Consider the following 18,824-nt stretch of genomic DNA (forward strand, 5'->3'; position numbering starts at 1 on the left):
GTCGCTCCCATGGTTGGAGCATTTCCCGTGCCTGCTTCTGGATTAAAAAAAAGCCACTTGAAAACAATCGGTTGCGCTGAAGCGGCAGCGCTCATCATCGTGCAGCCTGCATGAATCTGCGTAATTGCTCAGTGCAGGTTGACCGAAGGATTGATTTCGCCGAACGCCAGTAAAACCTATGGCCGATTACGCCGCTCATAACGGGCAAGCATCGGTTGGGTGCTGATGCCATGGACCAGAATGCTGAGCGCCACCACCGACAACGTCAGGTCGGTGCACAACGTCGCCGACGACGGACCGAGGTCATGGTTCAAGGCATGGAACAGATAGTAAAAGCTACCGATGCCGCGAATCCCGAACCAGCCGATTAACAGGCGTTGTCGGCCATCCAGCAAACGCCCCCACGGCATAAGCCATACGCTTAAAGGGCGAATGGCACAAAACAGCACCAACGCAACCACCAGTGCTCGCCAATCCCAGTGGCCGACCAGCACCACGCCCAGCAGGGTCACCAGAAACACTTCCATGGCGCGCTCCACCAGGCCGCCGAAAGCCAGCATGTCGCCCATCATGATGCCGGCCGCCACTTGAGTATCCTGCAGATTCGACACGTCGCCATGGACGGCGGCTTCAGGCTCGACGTTCTGGTGACCAACCACCGGCTGCACCAGATGCTCGGCGGGCATCTGGGTGTCGCCGGTGGATTTGACTTCGGCTTGCCGCAAACCGAGGCCAGCGGCGAATACCGACAGAAAGCCATAGCCATGGATCTGTTCGGCGGCGACGTAAGCCAGGGCGATCAAAGCCAGGGTCAGGTAATCGTTGGGGGAAAGGGTGCTGTCGGCATTGCGGATGCGCATCGACAAGGTCAGGCGCCCGATGCCGTGGCCCATCCAGTAACCGATGAGTAAGCCCGCCGGTACGGCCCACAACACGCGTTTCAAGGCCCATTCACCGAGCCAGGCATCGCTGGCACCGTTCTGCTGCACAAACAACAAACCAAGGATCACGAAAGGGAAGGCGATGCCGTCGTTAAGGCCGGCCTCACCGGAGAGCCCGAAACGTACTGCGTCGTCATCCCTGGCGTCGTTGACTTGTACCAGCGAGGCCAGCACCGGATCGGTGGGTGCCAGAATCGCTCCGATCAGCAGCGACGGCCCCCAGGCCAGATCAAATCCATAGTGGAGCAACAGGCAGATGCCAATGATGGTCAAGACCATCACCGGTCCCGCCAGGCCGAACGCCACCCGCCATTGGCGATCCTTGAGCGGCAGGCGCAATTTGAGTCCGCAGACAAACAGCGAAAAGAGCACCGCGACTTCCGTCAGGTGCTCCATCCAGACCGCAGCGTCCTTGATGTCCAGTTTCAGCAAGCCCAGGCCCGCCGGGCCGATCGCCACGCCCAGCGCAAGGCACACCGCCGAGGTGGTCACCGGCATCCAGCGCAGATAGGAAGAGGTCAGCGCCAGGGTCAGCAGCACCGCCCCCAACACCGCCATCCAAACGATGAAACTCATGCCTGGTTCCCGGATACGTGCGGCCGACCGCCGAGGGATGGCTGGCCCAAGGCACTTAACCTTGGGCTCCTAAGGTATCGAGGTGCGTCAATCGTCAGGGTTCATTTTTTTTGCCGGGACAGCATCATGCGAGCAGTGCGGGAGCGAGCAAGCCCCACATTGGATCTTCGTTGCTATCAGGCCTTGCGGCTACGCAATCCATGCTCCATCCGCGCAATTCCTTCTTCCAGCAACGCCCGTGGGCAGCCGAAGTTCAGGCGCACGAATTGCCGGGCGTGATCGCCGAAATCCAGCCCGGCGCTCAGCCCGACTTTGGCCTGTTCGAGGAAGAATTGCTGCGGGTTGTCCAGCCCCAGTGCCGTGCAATCGAGCCACGCCAGATAAGTGCCCTGGGGCACGTTCATGGTCACGCCCGGCAACCGCGTGCGAACCGCCTCCACCAGATAGTCCCGATTGCTTTGCAGGTAGGCCATGAGTTCGGTCAGCCATGGGCGGCCTTCGCTGTAGGCGACGCGGGTGGCTTCCAGGCCCAGCGGGTTGACGCTGTCGACCATGCCGCAGCGGGCATGGTTGACGCGATGGAGCAGCGCTGCGTCTTGAATGATCATGAACGCAGTCTTCAGGCCAGCGATGTTGTAGGCCTTGCTCGCCGACATCAAGGTGATGGTGCGCTTGGCGATCTGCGGGCTGAGCGAGGCGGTCGGAATATGCACGCGCCCATCGAAGCACAGCTCGGAATGGATCTCGTCGGAGATGATCCACGCATCCTGTTCCAGGCAGATGTCGGCAACCGCTTGCAGTTCTTCCCGAGGGAAGACCTTGCCCAGCGGGTTATGCGGGTTGCTCAGCAGCAACGCGCCACCGCCTTGCAGAGCCTGGCGCAAGGCTTCAAGTGGCGTGGCGTACGTGCCATCGGCCAGCACGTTGAAGTCCAGTTCGACCTTGTTCAGCTGCCAGTGGCCCGGCGCATGGCGCAGTGGTGGGTAGTTGGGCGTCTGCACGACCACGTTCTGTTGCGGTTGAACCAGTGCATGCAGGGCCATGTTGAAGCCTGATTCGATACCCGGCAGGAACACCAGTTCCTGGGGCTGCACACGCCAGGCGTACTTGCTCCACAGGTCGGCGACGATGGCGTCACGCAAGTCATCCTGAGCCACGCTGTAACCGAGCATCGGGTGTTCCAGGCGTTTTTGCAGGGCCTGAATGATCGCCGGCGGCGCGGCGAAGTCCATGTCGGCGACCCACATCGGCAACACGTCGGCCGGGTAACGGCTCCACTTGGTACTGCCGGTGCCATGGCGGTCGAACACCTGATCAAAATCGAAAGTCATGCTCAGTCTCATAAAAGGCAGAGGGGGTAATCCGGCGGCCATGATAAGCGCCAACCTTCACTGCTGGCGAGTTGTGCAACAGGGCATGACCGGCAAGCCGCCGACGGTCGGTTTTCAGACCGTGCACCACAACATTGTCTAAAGTTCTAATTGGCGGTAGTTCCGTTGCCGTCACCGTGATCGTCCAGAAAAACCCGGCCAACGCACCGGGCTTCCACCTGATCAGGAGTGCACGATGGACCTCAACCGTCGTCAGTTCTTCAAGGTCGCTGGTCTCGGCCTTGCAGGATCCACCCTCGGCGCGCTGGGCATGGCTCCGACGCCAGCCTTCGCCGAACAAGTGCGTCATTTCAAGCTCGCCCATACCCATGAAACCCGCAACACCTGCCCGTACTGCTCGGTCGGCTGCGGCTTGATCATGTACAGCCAGGGCGACAATGCGAAGAATGTCGCCCAGAGCATCATTCACATCGAAGGCGATGCCGACCACCCGGTCAATCGCGGCACCCTCTGCCCAAAAGGCGCAGGCCTGCTCGACTTCATTCACAGCCCCAGCCGTCTGCAATACCCGCAAGTGCGCAAGCCCGGCACCAAGGAGTGGACGCGGATCTCCTGGGATGACGCGCTGGACCGCATCGCCGACCTGATGAAGGCCGACCGTGACGCCAACTTCATCGAGAAGAACGCCCAAGGGCAAACGGTGAATCGCTGGCTGACCACCGGTTTCCTCGCGGCCTCGGCCTCGTCCAACGAAGCGGGTTACATCACCCACAAGGTCATTCGCAGTCTGGGCATGCTGGGGTTCGATAACCAGGCACGTGTCTGACATGGCCCGACGGTGGCAAGTCTTGCCCCGACGTATGGCCGTGGTGCCATGACCAACCACTGGACCGATATCGCCAACGCGAATCTGGTTCTGGTGATGGGCGGCAACGCAGCAGAAGCACACCCTTGCGGTTTCAAATGGGTGACCGAAGCCAAAGCCCACAACAAGGCGCGGCTGATTGTGGTCGACCCGCGTTTCACCCGTACGGCCTCGGTAGCGGACTATTACGCACCGATCCGCACCGGCACCGACATCGCCTTCATGGGCGGGCTGATCAATTACCTGTTGACCGAAGACAAGATCCAGCACGAATACGTGCGGGCCTATACGGACGTGTCGTTCATCGTCAAGGCCGGCTACGGTTTCGAGGACGGCTTGTTCAGCGGTTACGACGCGAGCAAGCGCAGCTACACCGACAAGTCCGGCTGGGGGTATGAGATCGGCGAGGACGGCTTTGCCAAAGTCGACCCGACCTTGCAGGACCCACACTGCGTCTATCAATTGATGAAGCAGCATTACAGCCGCTACACCCTGGAGCTGGCCAGTCAGGTCTGTGGCATGCCCACCGACGCGATGAAGAAAATCTGGGAAGAGATTGCCACGTGTGCGCAACCGGGCAAGACCATGACGATTCTCTATGCCCTGGGCTGGACCCAGCACTCGATCGGCTCGCAGATGATCCGCAGCGCGGCCATGGTGCAATTGCTGCTGGGCAACATCGGCATGCCCGGCGGGGGCGTCAACGCTTTGCGGGGGCACTCCAACATCCAGGGCCTGACCGACCTCGGCTTGCTGTCCAACCTGCTGCCCGGCTACCTGACCCTGCCATCCGAAAGCGAACAGGACTACAACGCCTACATCGCCAAGCGCGCACTCAAACCGCTGCGTCCCGGGCAGATGTCCTATTGGCAGAACTACGGCAAGTTCCATGTCAGCCTGATGAAAGCCTGGTATGGCGCCAATGCCACCGCCGAGAATAACTGGGGCTACGACTGGCTGCCGAAACTGGACATTCCCGGCTACGACATCCTGAAAATGTTCGACATGATGGGCAAGGGCCAGGTCAACGGCTACATGTGCCAGGGCTTCAACCCGATTGCCGCCTTGCCGGACAAGAACCGGGTGATGAAGGCTCTGGCCAAACTCAAATGGCTGGTGGTGATGGACCCGCTGGCCACCGAAACCTCGGAGTTCTGGCGCAACGTCGGGCCTTACAACGATGTGCAGACGGCCGACATCCAGACCGAAGTCATCCGTCTGCCCACCACCTGTTTCGCCGAAGAAAACGGCTCGCTGGTCAACAGCGGCCGCTGGCTGCAATGGCACTGGAAGGGGGCCGACGGCCCGGGACAGGCGCGCACTGACGTGAAAATCATGGCCGAGCTGTTCATGCGCCTGCGCCAGCGCTATCAGGCCAATGGTGGCGCCTGGGCCGAGCCGATCCTCAAACTCGACTGGCCCTACAAAGTGCCGGATGACCCGACGCCAGAAGAACTGGCCCGGGAATTCAACGGCTACGCCATCGCCGATGTCACCGACGCCTCGGGTGCGGTGGTCAAGGCCGGTCAGCAACTGTCCGGCTTCGGCCAGCTCAAGGACGATGGCAGCACGGCGTCCGGGTGCTGGATCTTCTGCGGCAGCTGGACCGAGCAGGGCAACAACATGGCCCGGCGTGACAACAGCGATCCTTTCGGCATGAAGCAGAACCTGGGCTGGGCCTGGGCCTGGCCGGCGAACCGACGGATTCTCTACAACCGCGCCTCTTGCGACCCCCAAGGCAAACCGTGGGATGCGAAAAAGCGGCTGGTGTGGTGGAACGGCAAGGTCTGGACCGGCACCGACGTGCCCGACTACAAGGTCGATGTGCCGCCGGAAGCCGGGATGAACCCGTTCATCATGAACCCCGAAGGCGTGGCGCGGTTCTTCGCCCTCGACAAGATGAACGAAGGGCCATTCCCCGAACACTATGAACCGTTCGAGACGCCCATCGGCATCAACCCGATGCACCCCAACAACAAACAGGCGACCAGCAACCCGGCCGGGCGGATCTTCGATTCGGTCTGGGACACCCTGGGCCAGGCCAAGGACTTCCCTTATGCGGCGACCAGCTACCGGCTGACCGAACACTTCCACTTTTGGACCAAGCATTGCCCGATCAACGCCGTGACCCAGCCCGAGCAGTTCGTCGAAATCGGCGAGGCGCTGGCCAAGGAGAAGGGGATTGCCGCTGGCGACCGGGTTAGGGTCAGTTCCAAGCGCGGACATATCGAAGCGGTGGCGGTGGTGACCAAGCGGATTCGTCCGCTGCAGGTCAACAATCAGGTGGTGCACCAGATCGGTATCCCGTTGCACTGGGGTTTCACCGGCGCCACCCGCCACGGTTACCTGACCAACACCCTGGTGCCGTTCCTCGGCGATGGCAACACTCAGACCCCGGAATCCAAGTCATTCCTGGTCAACGTGGAGAAAGTCTAAATGGCCAGCCAAGACATCATCGCCCGTTCGGCCACCACCACCGTGCCGCCCTCGGTGCGCACCCAGGAGGAAGTGGCCAAGCTGATCGACACCACCAAGTGCATCGGCTGCAAGGCTTGCCAGGTCGCCTGCTCGGAATGGAACGAGCTACGCGACGATGTCGGTCACAACCTGGGCACCTACGACAACCCTCACGACCTCAGCGCAGACACGTGGACCCTGATGCGCTTCACCGAGCATGAAACCGACGCCGGCAACCTCGAATGGTTGATCCGCAAGGACGGCTGCATGCACTGCGCCGAGCCCGGCTGCCTGGCGGCGTGCCCGAGCCCCGGCGCGATCATCAAACACGCCAACGGCATCGTCGACTTCGATCAGGACCACTGCATCGGCTGCGGCTATTGCATCACCGGTTGCCCGTTCAACATTCCGCGCATCTCGCAAAAGGACCACAAGGCCTATAAATGCACGCTGTGTTCGGACCGGGTGGCGGTGGGGCTGGAACCGGCCTGCGTGAAAACCTGCCCGACCGGCGCCATCGTGTTCGGCAGCAAGGAAGACATGAAGGAACACGCCGCCGAACGCATCGTCGACCTCAAGAGCCGCGGCTTCGACAACGCCGGTTTGTATGACCCCGCGGGCGTCGGCGGCACTCACGTGATGTATGTGCTGCACCATGCCGACACGCCCAGGTTGTATGCCGGTTTGCCGGATCACCCGGCGATCAGTCCGCTGGTGGACCTGTGGAAAGGCCTGAGCAAACCCCTGGCGTTGCTGGCCATGGGCGCGGCGGTGCTGGCCGGGTTCTTCCATTACGTGCGCGTCGGGCCACAACTGGTCGAGGAGGACGAACATCCGACCACCGTCGACCCTGCCGTGCATGAGTTCGATCCGTCGGTGCACACCTTCGATCCGAGCAAACCGGGCGGGGAGGACAGGCCATGAACGACAAACCGATCCTGCGCTATACCGTCAACCAGCGCACCAATCACTGGCTGGTGGCAATTCTGTTTCTCATGGCGGCGCTGTCGGGGCTGGCCTTGTTCCATCCGGGGCTGTTCTGGCTCAGCAACCTGTTTGGCGGCGGTTCGTGGACGCGCATTCTGCATCCGTACCTGGGCGTGACGATGTTTGTGCTGTTCCTCGGCCTGGTGTGCAGTTTCTGGCGGGCGAACTACTTCATCACCAACGACCGGCTGTGGCTCAGGCGTGTCGGGCATGTGATCCGTAACGAGGAGGAGGGCGTGCCGCCGATCGGTAAATACAATCCGGGACAGAAGCTGCTGTTCTGGGTGTTACTGATCTGCATGCTGGTGTTGCTGTTCAGCGGGCTGGTGATCTGGCGCGCCTGGTTCAGCGCGTACTTCGGCATCACCAGCATTCGCTGGGCGATGCTGTTGCATGCGTTGGCGGGGTTCATCCTGGTGCTGAGCATCATTGTCCACGTCTACGCGGGTATCTGGATTCGCGGTTCGGTCCACGCCATGGTGCGTGGCCGGGTCAGCCGCGCCTGGGCGAGAAAACACCATGAGCTCTGGTACCGGGAAGTGACCGGTGACGAAACGCCTGAGCGACCGATCAGCAAAAAAGGATGACCCCTTGGCCACGATCCTCGAACCTGGGCAAATAGAAGCGGCGGCGAGTTCACCGCCGTTTTTGTACCTGCCGCCGAACAACCTGTTCACCCTGCGCGCGTTGCGCCTGGAACGTTTGGCCGACGGCCATCCCATGGCGGACTATCTGCGTTTGATCGCGGAGCTGTGCCACGTCCAGCAGCACCTGATGGACAATCCCCCCATGGCCGCCATGCCCGACCCCGAACGCCTGCGGTTGTGCGTAGAACATGGCTTGCCGCCGTTCGCTGCCGACAGTCTGGTGCGCGAAAACGTTTGGCTGCCATACCTCGAGGCCTTGTTGCAGCGCTATCAGCCATTGCCACACTCGGCGGTAGAAAACGCCGTGGCGACGTTGCGCAGCGCGAACCCTGGGCTGCTCAAGGCGTGGGCGATTGCCCTGGTCAGCGGCCAGTACTCGATGCTGCCGGCAGCGCTGGTACCGTTTCTCGGTGCCGCGCTGCAAGCGGCCTGGAGTTATTGGCTGCTGAACACGCCTAACCTTGAACTCCATCTGCAGCGCCAGCATGGCGACAGCCTCAGCCAATGCCCGGCCTGCGGTTCGCCGGCGATGGCCGGGGTGATTCGTCATCGCGGCAAATACAACGGTTTGCGATATCTGGTGTGCTCGTTGTGTGCCTGCGAGTGGCATGTGGTGCGGGTCAAATGCGTGTATTGCGAACAGAGCAAGGGGCTTGAATACGTCAGCTTCGAGGATGATCGCCACGCCGCCAATCAGGCGCCGTTGCGGGCGGAGGTCTGTCCCGGCTGCAACAGCTACCTGAAACTGATCTACCTGGAAAACGACGCCGAAGCCGAAGCCCTGTCGGCGGACCTGTCCAGCCTGATGCTGGACATGCGTCTGGAGCAGGAAGGCTATCAGCGGCCAGCGCCCAATCTGCTGCTGGCGCCCGGAGGCGACTGAGCTTATCGATCCCAGCGGCTACACTCAGACGCGACGGTCACTCGCTTCCGGGAGCCTCTGATGCCCGCAACACTCGCCGGCAAAACCTTGCGGCTGCCTTCCATCGACAGCCTGCTACGCCATCCCGCCTGCCAACCGTTGGCCGAGCGGTACGGACACGACGCACTGCTGGCCGGCCTGCGGCAATTGCTCGACGACTTGCGCGAGCCGGTGCACAACGGTGAACTCGCCGCCATTGAAATCGCCCCCGACGTATTAGCGGGGAGGGCAGGTGAGCGTCTGGCAATTCAGCATCGCAGCCAGATCCGCCGGGTGTTCAACCTCACCGGCACGGTGCTGCACACCAACCTAGGTCGCGCGTTGTTGCCGGAAGAAGCCATTGAAGCGGTGCAACGGGCTGCACGCTATCCGCTCAATCTGGAATTCGACCTGCACAGCGGCAAGCGCGGCGACCGGGATGATTTGATCGAAGGCTTGATCTGCGAACTGACCGGCGCCGAAGCGGTGACGGTGGTCAACAACAATGCCGCCGCCGTGTTGCTGACGCTCAACAGCCTGGGTGCACGCAAGGAAGGGATCATCTCCCGAGGTGAGCTGATCGAAATCGGCGGCGCGTTTCGCATTCCCGACATCATGGCCCGCGCCGGGGTGCGGTTGCATGAGGTGGGCACCACCAACCGCACCCATGCGCGCGATTACGAGGCCGCCATCGGCCCACGCAGTGGTCTGCTGATGCGCGTACACGCGAGCAATTACAGCATCGAAGGCTTCACCGCGAGAGTGCCGACGGCGGAATTGGCGCAGCTGGCTCACAGCCACGGACTGCCCTTGCTCGAAGACCTCGGCAGCGGCAGCCTGCTGGACCTGACACGCTGGGGGTTGCCCGCCGAACCGACGGTGCGCCAGGCACTGCTCGATGGCGCGGACATCGTCACCTTCAGCGGCGACAAACTGCTCGGCGGGCCTCAAGCCGGATTGATCGTCGGCCGCAAAGACCTGATCTCCAGGATCAAAAAGAACCCGCTCAAGCGTGCCTTGCGAGTCGACAAACTGACCCTGGCCGCCCTAGAAGCCGTATTGGCGCTGTACCGCGATCCCGATCGATTGGCCGAACGACTGCCAAGTCTGCGTCTATTGACCCGGCCCCAAGCCGACATCCTCGCCCAGGCCGAACGCTTGCAACCGTCATTGGCGCAGGTGTTGGGCGATGGCTGGAGCGTCAGCGCGGTGCCGGCACTGGGCATGATCGGCAGTGGCAGCCAACCCGTGGCCCGGTTGCCCAGCGCGGCGTTATGCCTGCGGCCAAAGGTTTCGAAACGCCTGCGTGGGCGTCGATTGCTAGGGCTGGAGGCAGCATTACGGCAACTGCCCATTCCAGTGCTCGGTCGCATTGACGATGACGCCTTGTGGCTCGACCTGCGTCAACTCGACGACGAAGCCGCGTGGCTGGCGCAGCTCAATCAGCTGGCGCAATTCGATCAACTGCAGGAGGAGGGCCGGGACGGGTGATTGTCGGCACGGCGGGGCATATCGATCACGGCAAGACTTCCTTACTCCAGGCTCTGACCGGGCAGGCCGGTGATCGTCGCCGCGAAGAACGCGAACGCGGCATGACCATCGACCTGGGCTATGTCTATGCGGCGCTGGAACCGGGCGCCGCCCTGACCGGTTTTATCGACGTGCCCGGCCATGAGCGCTTCACCCACAACATGCTGGCTGGTGCTCAGGGGATTGATCTGGCGTTGCTGGTGGTGGCGGCCGATGACGGCGTCATGCCGCAAACCCGTGAGCATTTGGCGATTGTCGAGTTGCTGGGCATCCCTCGGGCACTGATTGCAATCAGCAAGTGCGACCGGGTTGACCCGGCTCGGGTGCAGGCTGTTCGTGAGCAGATCGAAGCATTACTGGCGCCCGGCCCGTATTACGGTGCGCCGCAAATCCCGCTGTCGAGTATCACTGGCGAGGGCATCGAGACACTGCGTCTGGCCTTGCTGGAGGCACAGCGTGAAGTGCTTCAACGTAGCACCGGCGGCGGTTTTCGTCTGGCGATTGATCGGGCCTTCAGCGTGGCCGGCGCCGGCATCGTGGTGACCGGTACGGCGTTGTCCGGTCAGGTGACAGTGGGCGATACGCTGATGTTGAGCCCGCAGGGCAAACCGGTGCGAGTACGTGGCCTGCATGCGCAAAACCAGGCCGCTGACCGCGCAACGGCTGGGCAGCGGGTCGCGCTGAACCTGAGTGCCGAGCGTCTGGCCCTGGAGCAGATCCACCGTGGCCATTGGCTGGTGGCCGAATGGCTGCATGCGCCCACTCAGCGCCTGGATATCGAGATGACGGTGTTAGCCAGCGAAGCGCGAAGCTTCGAACACTTTCAACCGGTGCATGTGCATCTCGGCACTCAGGACATCACGGGGCGAGTGGCCTTGCTGGAGGGCGCGAGCCTGGCCCCGGGGGAGCAGATGTTCGCGCAACTGCTGGTCAATGCACCGGTGTTGGCAGTGAAGGGCGACCGCTTGATCCTGCGCGACCAAAGCGCCCAACGCACCCATGGCGGTGGCCAAGTGCTGGACCCGTTCGCTCCGGCCCGACATCGTCGCAGCCCTGAGCGATTGGCGCAGCTACAAGCGCTGTCCACCACCAATAGTCTGGAAGCGGCACTGCCGGCGCTGCTGGCCAACAGCGACACCGGGCTCGATCCGCAGCGACTGGAGCGCCAGTTCAACCGTCCGCGCGAGACTTGGGAATTGCCCGATGACGTGCGTCTCCTCGATACGCGGCAGGGGCCATTGTTGTTCAGCGCGGTGCGTTGGGAAGCGCTGAAAGCGCCGCTGCTGGAACACCTCGCACGCTTTCATCAACTCGAACCGGACCAGATGGGACCGGACCGCGATCGCCTGCGTCGCTTCGCCGGCAGCGTGCTGGAACGGTCGACCTTTATCAGCCTGCTCGACGAATTACTGGCCAGTGGTGCAATGACGGCCAGCGGCCCGTGGCTGCATTTACCCGATCACCAGGTGCGCTTGAGCGAGGACGACGAAAGCCTCTGGCAACAATTGCAGCCATTGTTCGAACAGGCGGGTTTCGATCCGCCGTGGGTGCGTGATCTGGCCAAAGCCACTGGCCATGACGAGGCTGCCGTGCGCCTGCTGCTGCGCAAGATGGCCCGGTTGGGACTGCTGCATCAAATCGTTCGCGACCTGTTTTACACCGACACGCTGCTGCGCCGATTGGCGGCTATGCTGGTGCAACTGGCCAGCGATAACCCAGTGATCCAGGTCGTCGGGTTTCGCGATGCCGTGGGCCTGGGGCGCAAGCGCAGTATTCAGATTCTTGAATACTTCGACCGGCTCGGCCTGACCCGCCGCTTTGGCGATCGACGCCATATCCGGCTCGACAATGCACTGGCCCAACAAGCCGCAGTCTGACTTCAAGGAAGGCAATCGCGCCCGGTGGCGCGGCCGGGCTTCAAACCCGGTTGGGGACGGCATCCGTTCCCGGGCAGGTTCGACTCCGGCTGCCTTCCGCCATTTCCATGGTGATCTCGATCACAGGTGCCCGAAGGTCAGCGGGTACTGGATGACAACGTAAACCCTGTCGATGTCATCACCCGCCTGAGCGGTGTTGGCCCGATGAGACACATGGGACAGTTGCAGTGACAACCCCTTGGCGGAGCCTGACTGCACGACGTAGCGCAGGTCGATGTCGCGCTCCCAATGCCGCCCGCCATCGCCCTGTTGAGGCACGTACTCGCCGATGGTCGGGTCGAACGGGTTGTAGGCCCCACCCTTGGGCGCACGGGTGCCGTCGATGTCGCTGCCCCGGACATAACGCGTCATGAAACTCAGGCCGGGGATGCCATAAGCACCGAGGTCGAGGTCGTAGCGTGCCTGCCAGGAGCGTTCATGGGCGCCGTTGAAGTCGGCGTACTTGATCGAGTTGGCCAGGTAAATCGAGTCGCCACCGACGAAGTCGAACGGTGTGTCGCCATTGATGCGTTGCCAGGCCAGGGTGAAGGCATGGGCATCCAGGGTGTATTTGCCCGAGAGGCTGTAGGCGGTGTTGTCGATGGCACCGGCCAGTGCCTTGCCGGTGTCCTGCGTGCGGTACAGGTTGGCGTCGAGGAACACGGCGGACTGTTTCAGGTGCAGGTTGGCGTAATACTGGCGCCAGGTGTCGCTCAGCTCGGAGGCGTACAACGCGCCGCCGACAGGACTGTTTGTGAACAGGTCGGTGCCCAGAAACGTGATGCCACCAGCTTCGGTGTTGGCGCCGTAGCCGTAAAAGTTGCCCTTGCTTGTTGTGTTGTCCTGATTCTTGAACGCCGTGAAATGACCAGCCACCAGTTTCATGTTGTCGATTTCGTTGCTGTTCAACAGAAAGCCCGTGGCGTATTCCGGTTGCAGGCGTTTGTCGGAGGTGTCGAACACTGGGGTTTCCACGGTCATTTCACCGAAGGCCAGGGTGGTTCGGGAGGCCCTGATTTTCAGCGCGCCACCGGCACTGGAATAGTTGTCTTCGCTGCGACCGTCACTGTCCAGCGGCAGTAACCCGGTTCCCGAATGCCCTTTGCCGCCGTCGAGCTTCAGCCCCATAAACGCGTGGCTGTCGACGCCGAAACCTAGCGTGCCGGGAGTGAATCCAGATTCAAATGAGCCGATAAAGCCTTGAGCCCACTCTTGTTTGTAGTTCTTGCCCGAAGGCTGGGGTGAGCGGTAGTCGCTGTTGAGGAAGAAATTTCGACTGAGCACCTCAAGCTTCCCGCCCTCGAGAAATCCTTGCGCGGAATCCGGTGCCTCATCCGCCAGAGCTGTTCCGGCAAAAAACACGCAGAGCCAGAAGGACGCCCTGGGTACGTCCTTCCGCCCGGAAATGCGCGGGAGGGTTTGTAAAGAAAACATGATTGATCTCCCGCCTGAAATAGCGACTCCGAAGAGTCGCTATTTATTCTCAATGGCCTTCAGAGGCATGGAACATGGTCTTGGCGTAGATCAGGCCCAGACCATAAGCACCACCGTTGGCGATGGAGGTTTTCACCGTCTCGTCGTAAGTCTCGGTGCGTGCCCAGTCGCGCTGCAGTTCAAGCAGGTATTGCAGCGAAGTCATTGGGCGGGCACCGAGCTGGATCATGCGTTGCACGGCCATTTCATGGGCTTCGATGGAGACATCGCCACAGGCATCGGCGATGAAGTACACCTCGAAGCCTTGGTCGAGGGCCGACAGTGCCGGGCCAACGATGCACACGGAGGTCCACAGGCCGGCCAGGACGATTTTTTGTTTGCCGATGGCGTTGACTTCAACGGCAATGCGCTCGTCTTCCCAGGTGTTCATGCTGGTACGGTCGATCACTTTGTGTTCCGGGAACACCGATTTGATTTCGTCGAAGATCGGGCCGGAGAAGCTTTTCTCGGCGACGGTGGTGAGGATGGTCGACACCTTGAAGCCCCGGGCTGCCTTGGCCACCAGTGCGGCGTTATTGCGCAGGGTGACGGCATCGATCGACTTGGTCGCAAAGGACATTTGCGACTGGTGGTCGATCATGATCAGGGTGTGGTCGGTTGGGGTCAGCAGGGTTTTGCCCGGTACAGCTTTTGCGATGGCCATGATGATGTCCTTGCAAGTGGATTGGGGGTTGGTTCACAAGGCCTATGGTTGCGTAGATTTCGATGCGGATATTGAGTCGATGTGCTGTCTTTGATTAACGGCGCATCAGCACAAAGGCCGTCAACAAACACATCTATGACCTACGCTTGTTTCCAGACGCATGCTCACCGAACAGGGGTTCTCCCTGATCGAAAACAACAAGAACGGCTATCCGGAGACGTCTCATGTTTGCACTGGCCCGTCGATTCAGCAGCAACCTCGCCGCTTTCATTACCGCCGCCGCACTCGCATCACCCGTTTTTGCCCTGGACACCGTCAAGTTCATGGCCCCAGGTTCCGTGGGTGGCGGTTATGACCAGACCGCGCGAGTCCTGGGCAAAGCCATGGTCGAGGCCCAAACGGCTAAAGCCGCCACCTTCGAGAACAAGGGGGGCGCCGGCGGGACCCTGGGGTTGGCGCAATTTGCCAACGCCACTAAGGGCGACCCCGATGCGCTGATCGTGGTCGGCGCGATCATGGTCGCGTCCATCGAGCAGAACAAACCGCAAATCACCTTGAAGGACGTAACCCCGATCGCCCGGCTGTTTACCGAATACAACGTGATCGCCGTACGCGACGACTCGCCATACAAAAACCTGGAGGACTTGCTCAAGGACTTCAAAGCCAACCCGTCCAGCATCAAGTGGGGCGGTGGCTCCAAGGGTTCGATCGACCACATCGGCATCGCCGAACTGGCGAGCAAAATGGACATCCCCGTCAACAAGGTCAATTACGTTGCCTTCGCCGGTGGCGGCGAAGTCGTTGCCGCGGTGCTGGGGGGGCACATCACGGTGATCACCGGCGGCTACGCTGAGCTGGCCAAATACGTGCAGTCCAAACAGTTCCGCTTACTGGCCGTCGGCGCGCCCAACCGCGTTGAAGGCATCGACGCACCGACCCTCAAAGAGTCTGGTTACGACGTGACGATCGGCAACTGGCGGGGTGTTTACGGCGCCGCGGGCCTGACGCCTGAACAGCGCAAGGCACTGACGGAAGCCGTCCTGACCGCCACCAAAAGCGCCGTATGGCAGGAAAACGTAAAAACCAATGCGTGGTCGCCGAGCATTCTGACCGGAGATGATTTCGGCAAATTCGTCGATGAGGAGCACGGACGCCTGCACGCGATGCTGGTCAAGGTCGGGCTGCTTTGAGATGGCCGGGCGCTGGAGCGTAAGGCCGGCTCAACTGGCGATTGGCGTCGGTATTGTCGTGATCAGTGCGGTATTGGCGGTCGGCGCCTCGCGGTTTCCCGCCGAGATGGGGTTCGTCATCATGCCGGCCTACGTCTACCCCTATGCCGTGGCGGCATTTCTGGGCGCCGTCGGTCTGTTGATGGGCTATCAGGCGCTCACCGGTGGTTTTCGCAACCTCGCCGATGATCATGAGACTTCCGGGGCCGAGCCCGGCGGCAAGTCTGGGGCGACCTGGGTTACGGCAGGGCTGCTGGGCGTGGCGTTGCTCATTACCTACATCGGCTTCGTATTGGCTGCTGCATTGCTGTTTGCCTGTTCGGCGCGAGGCTTCGGCAGCCGCAGCCCGGTGCGGGACCTGGCCATCGGCATCGCTCTGGCACTGCCGATCTACTGGCTTTTCACCGCCGGGCTAGGGGTTTCCCTTCCGCCCTTGATCAACGCCTGGATCTGATCCAGGCCGAAGGAGGTCGACAAGGTGGATATTCTCTCGAATCTGGCCGTCGGCTTCGCTGGCGCGCTGACGCCGATCAATCTGATGTGGGGTTTTATCGGTTGTCTGCTGGGCACTGCAATCGGAGTATTGCCGGGGATCGGCCCGGCGCTGACCGTCGCCTTGCTGCTGCCGATTACCGCCAAGGTCGATCCGACCGGGGCACTGATCATGTTCGCCGGCATCTATTACGGCGCTCAGTTTGGCGGCTCCACCACCTCGATCCTGCTCAACACCCCGGGGGAATCGTCCTCCATGGTCACGGCCCTGGAAGGCAACCTCATGGCCCGCAACGGACGGGCAGGCCCGGCGCTGGCAACGGCCGCCATCGGTTCATTCGTGGCTGGCACCATCGCAACGATCTTGCTGACGTTGTTCGCGCCCCTCGTAGCCACGCTGGCGCTGAAATTCGGGCCGGCGGAGTATTTCGCGATTCTGGTGCTGGCCTTCACCACCGTGTCGGCAGTGCTCGGCGCGTCGATGCTGCGCGGCTTTGCTTCATTGGGCATCGGGCTGACCATCGGTTTGATCGGCCTCGACTCGACGTCAGGCATTGCCCGCTACACCTTGGGAGTTCCCGAACTGGTCGATGGCATCGAAGTGGTGCTGGTCGCGGTGGGGTTGTTTGCCGTCGGTGAGGCCTTGTACGGCGTACTTTACCAAAAGGAAGAAACGGCCAGCCGACACCGCCTGACCTCGTTGTGGATGACCCGCGCAGACTGGAAGCGCTCGGTCCCGGCGTGGCTGCGGGGCACCTTGATCGGTTTTCCCTTCGGATCGATTCCGGCCGGTGGCGCGGAAATCCCGACGTTCCTGTCCTATTCCACTGAACGCAAACTCAGCAAGTACCCGAAAGAATTCGCCGCCAGCAAGGGCGTAGGCGCCATCGAAGGCGTCGCAGGTCCCGAGGCGGCGAACAACGCGAGCGCCACCGGCTCACTGGTGCCGCTGCTGACCCTGGGCATACCGACCTCCGCCACGGCGGCGATTCTGTTGGCGGCGTTCCAGAACTACAACCTGCAACCGGGGCCGCTGCTGTTCCAGACCTCGGGCGAGTTGGTCTGGACCCTGGTGGCCTCTTTGTATATCGGCAACGTCATCCTGCTGGTGCTGAACCTGCCGCTGGTGGGGCTGTGGGTCAAACTCTTGCAAATCCCTCGGCCGTACCTGAACGCCGGGATCCTGGTATTCGCCACCATTGGCGTGTACGGCATGCGCCACTCATCCTTCGACTTGTTCCTGATGCTGGGTATCGGCTGGGCCGGGGTGTTGATGCGCCGCTTCGACTTCCCCGTCGCCCCGGTGATCGTCGGCATGCTGCTGGGGCCGATGGCGGAAAAACAGCTGCGTAATGCTTTATCCATCAGCCAGGGCGACTGGATGATATTTGTGACACAACCGATTGCGGCGTCGGTGCTGGCGTTGACGTTGTTGGTGTTGCTGGTGCCGTATCTGCTGCATAAGCGTGGGATCAAGTTGCATGAGGATGATTGACGGCTGATTACCTGGCTCCCAGCGCGATCTGTAGCAGCTGCCGAAGGCTGCGTTCGGCTGCGAAGCAGTCGTGTATTCAACTGATGCGGTCTGCCTGACATACCGCATTCGCTCCCGGGCAAAGCGTAGGAACGTGGCGCACAAATTTTCCGGAAATTTCTGACAGAGTCTCTCGTTGCTACGCTCCAGTACGCCCCTTATAGTTCCGGCTCGCGGCAAAATTCGCGACGATCTTGGCCGGTCGATAACCCAGGAGAACTCAATTAATCAGGAGCTACCTCAATGTCCGACCAAGTCATGCCGCGTTACCTCCCCATCGACACCTACGACGCCGAATCCCCGGTGCTCTTCATCAATACCCATAAAGAACTCAGCGACCTGGCCGCCTGCGCCATGCATCGCTTCACCGTGGTTCGCGATCTGATGGACACCTTGTCCAGTCTCAACCTCAAAGGTATTTCCGACTGCGACCTGACCCGCGTCACCCGGGCGGTGCATCTGCTGACGCGTGAAGGCTGTGCCGTGCTGGATGTGATCCAGGCTCGGGCGTTGCAGCGGGAGGAGGGGTTCAAGGCTGCTGTTTAGTGGTAGCGACGGACGCCATCGCGAGTAGGCTCGCTCCCACATGTGATCGCTGGCGTGCACAAATACTGTGCTCACAGAAAATCCAGTGTGGGAGCGGGCGTGCTCGCGAAGAGACCGGCACATCCAGCATTGCAACTGCCTGACACCCCTCGCCAGGTCAGAGCCGGAACGCTTGTCGTCCTACCAGTAACCATTTGCCTTGCTGCTTTTGCCAGATCTGAAAGTTCTCGATTTCTGTGGGAACAATCTCGGTGCCCTTGATGGCTTGCGCCGAAAAATGATGGCGGACCAACGCCACATCACCCGAGACGGTGATTTTCTGGTTCTGCATCTCCAGCGTTTTGAAAGCGCTTTTTCCGGTTTCGATGTCGGCGATGAATTCTTTCTTGTCCTGGATTTTCCCGCTGGAATGCCCGTAGGTCAGGTTTTCAGCGGTGAGCGCATTCAGTTGTGGGACGTTTTTGGTCAGCATCGCTTGAGTCAGATGGTCTACCGCAGTGGCAACATCCTTCTCGCTCGATGCGGGGGAGGCCGCCACGTAGCCACTGAACAGGCATAAAAAACCGATAATCAGTTTCACTTTTTTCATGGGTAATTCCTTGTTGTTATAGGTGCGAGGACGACAGATGGATTACGTCAACTCATCTGTCATCGTACAACATATCAGGTTTTTACCAATTGACGCAGATATGGCTTGCCGACCTGGAAACATTCCCGGCGCAGGGCTGACCTATG

General features: G+C 61.2%; 15 protein-coding genes and 1 tRNA gene. 11 read left to right on the forward strand and 5 right to left on the reverse strand.

Annotated features, from left to right (window positions below):
- Positions 1-176 precede the first annotated feature (176 nt).
- Together AC1DQM_RS02380 and AC1DQM_RS02385 are read right to left on the reverse strand one after the other, a co-directional pair.
- Complete coding sequence (locus tag AC1DQM_RS02380) at positions 177-1,517, reverse strand: cation:proton antiporter (RefSeq protein WP_086944273.1); 1,341 nt, start codon at positions 1,515-1,517, stop codon at positions 177-179.
- A 176-nt stretch (positions 1,518-1,693) separates the two neighbouring features.
- Positions 1,694-2,848, reverse strand: a complete 1,155-nt coding sequence (locus tag AC1DQM_RS02385; RefSeq protein WP_477745806.1) for a MalY/PatB family protein — start codon at positions 2,846-2,848, stop codon at positions 1,694-1,696.
- Positions 2,849-3,083: 235 nt separating this feature from the next.
- Between AC1DQM_RS02385 and fdnG the strand changes: the two genes are divergently transcribed.
- The 7 genes from fdnG (at position 3,084) to AC1DQM_RS02420 (ending at position 12,214) form a co-directional block, all read left to right on the forward strand.
- Positions 3,084-6,149, forward strand: a complete 3,066-nt coding sequence (fdnG, locus tag AC1DQM_RS02390) for a formate dehydrogenase-N subunit alpha (protein WP_138867564.1) — start codon at positions 3,084-3,086, stop codon at positions 6,147-6,149.
- Entirely contained in the window at positions 6,150-7,094 is a 945-nt protein-coding gene (fdxH, locus tag AC1DQM_RS02395; protein ID WP_064617966.1) for a formate dehydrogenase subunit beta, read from the forward strand. It begins immediately after the preceding gene.
- Entirely contained in the window at positions 7,091-7,744 is a 654-nt protein-coding gene (locus AC1DQM_RS02400; protein WP_111453360.1) for a formate dehydrogenase subunit gamma, read from the forward strand. Before fdxH ends, AC1DQM_RS02400 begins: the two co-directional genes overlap by 4 nt.
- A 4-nt stretch (positions 7,745-7,748) precedes the next feature.
- A complete protein-coding gene (gene fdhE, locus AC1DQM_RS02405) occupies positions 7,749-8,687 on the forward strand; it encodes a formate dehydrogenase accessory protein FdhE (RefSeq protein WP_477745807.1) in 939 nt (312 codons plus the stop codon).
- Positions 8,688-8,747: 60 nt separating this feature from the next.
- A complete protein-coding gene (gene selA / locus AC1DQM_RS02410) occupies positions 8,748-10,196 on the forward strand; it encodes an L-seryl-tRNA(Sec) selenium transferase (protein WP_192350528.1) in 1,449 nt (482 codons plus the stop codon).
- Positions 10,193-12,112 (forward strand): selenocysteine-specific translation elongation factor, encoded by a 1,920-nt coding sequence (gene selB, locus AC1DQM_RS02415; protein ID WP_477745808.1) that lies wholly within the window; start codon positions 10,193-10,195, stop codon positions 12,110-12,112. The genes selA and selB overlap by 4 nt, the downstream gene beginning before the upstream one ends.
- Positions 12,113-12,118: 6 nt before the next feature.
- Positions 12,119-12,214 (forward strand) — tRNA-Sec (locus tag AC1DQM_RS02420).
- Positions 12,215-12,232: 18 nt separating this feature from the next.
- Here the strand turns inward: AC1DQM_RS02420 and AC1DQM_RS02425 are convergent.
- Together AC1DQM_RS02425 and AC1DQM_RS02430 are read right to left on the reverse strand one after the other, a co-directional pair.
- Positions 12,233-13,585 carry an OprD family porin gene (locus AC1DQM_RS02425; protein WP_086944280.1) on the reverse strand — a complete coding sequence of 451 codons (1,353 nt, stop codon included), beginning with the start codon at positions 13,583-13,585 and terminating at the stop codon, positions 12,233-12,235.
- 49 nt (positions 13,586-13,634) lie between these two features.
- Positions 13,635-14,288: a hydrolase gene (locus AC1DQM_RS02430; protein ID WP_253423344.1), complete on the reverse strand. Its 654-nt coding sequence runs from the start codon at positions 14,286-14,288 to the stop codon at positions 13,635-13,637.
- A 224-nt stretch (positions 14,289-14,512) separates the two neighbouring features.
- Between AC1DQM_RS02430 and AC1DQM_RS02435 the strand changes: the two genes are divergently transcribed.
- The 4 genes from AC1DQM_RS02435 to AC1DQM_RS02450 all read left to right on the forward strand — a co-directional run bounded on the left by AC1DQM_RS02435 (position 14,513) and on the right by AC1DQM_RS02450 (position 18,089).
- Complete coding sequence (locus AC1DQM_RS02435; RefSeq protein ID WP_477745809.1) at positions 14,513-15,478, forward strand: tripartite tricarboxylate transporter substrate binding protein; 966 nt, start codon at positions 14,513-14,515, stop codon at positions 15,476-15,478.
- A 1-nt stretch (position 15,479) separates the two neighbouring features.
- Positions 15,480-15,971 (forward strand): tripartite tricarboxylate transporter TctB family protein, encoded by a 492-nt coding sequence (locus AC1DQM_RS02440; RefSeq protein WP_477745810.1) that lies wholly within the window; start codon positions 15,480-15,482, stop codon positions 15,969-15,971.
- A gap of 24 nt (positions 15,972-15,995) precedes the next feature.
- Complete coding sequence (locus AC1DQM_RS02445) at positions 15,996-17,504, forward strand: tripartite tricarboxylate transporter permease (protein ID WP_477745811.1); 1,509 nt, start codon at positions 15,996-15,998, stop codon at positions 17,502-17,504.
- Between the two features lie 282 nt (positions 17,505-17,786).
- A complete protein-coding gene (locus AC1DQM_RS02450; protein ID WP_019578969.1) occupies positions 17,787-18,089 on the forward strand; it encodes a hypothetical protein in 303 nt (100 codons plus the stop codon).
- 157 nt (positions 18,090-18,246) lie between these two features.
- Here the strand turns inward: AC1DQM_RS02450 and AC1DQM_RS02455 are convergent, their stop codons facing one another.
- Positions 18,247-18,678 carry a nuclear transport factor 2 family protein gene (locus tag AC1DQM_RS02455; protein ID WP_477745812.1) on the reverse strand — a complete coding sequence of 144 codons (432 nt, stop codon included), beginning with the start codon at positions 18,676-18,678 and terminating at the stop codon, positions 18,247-18,249.
- Positions 18,679-18,824: the final 146 nt, after the last annotated feature.

The organism is Pseudomonas sp. 01L34 (assembly GCF_056400265.1).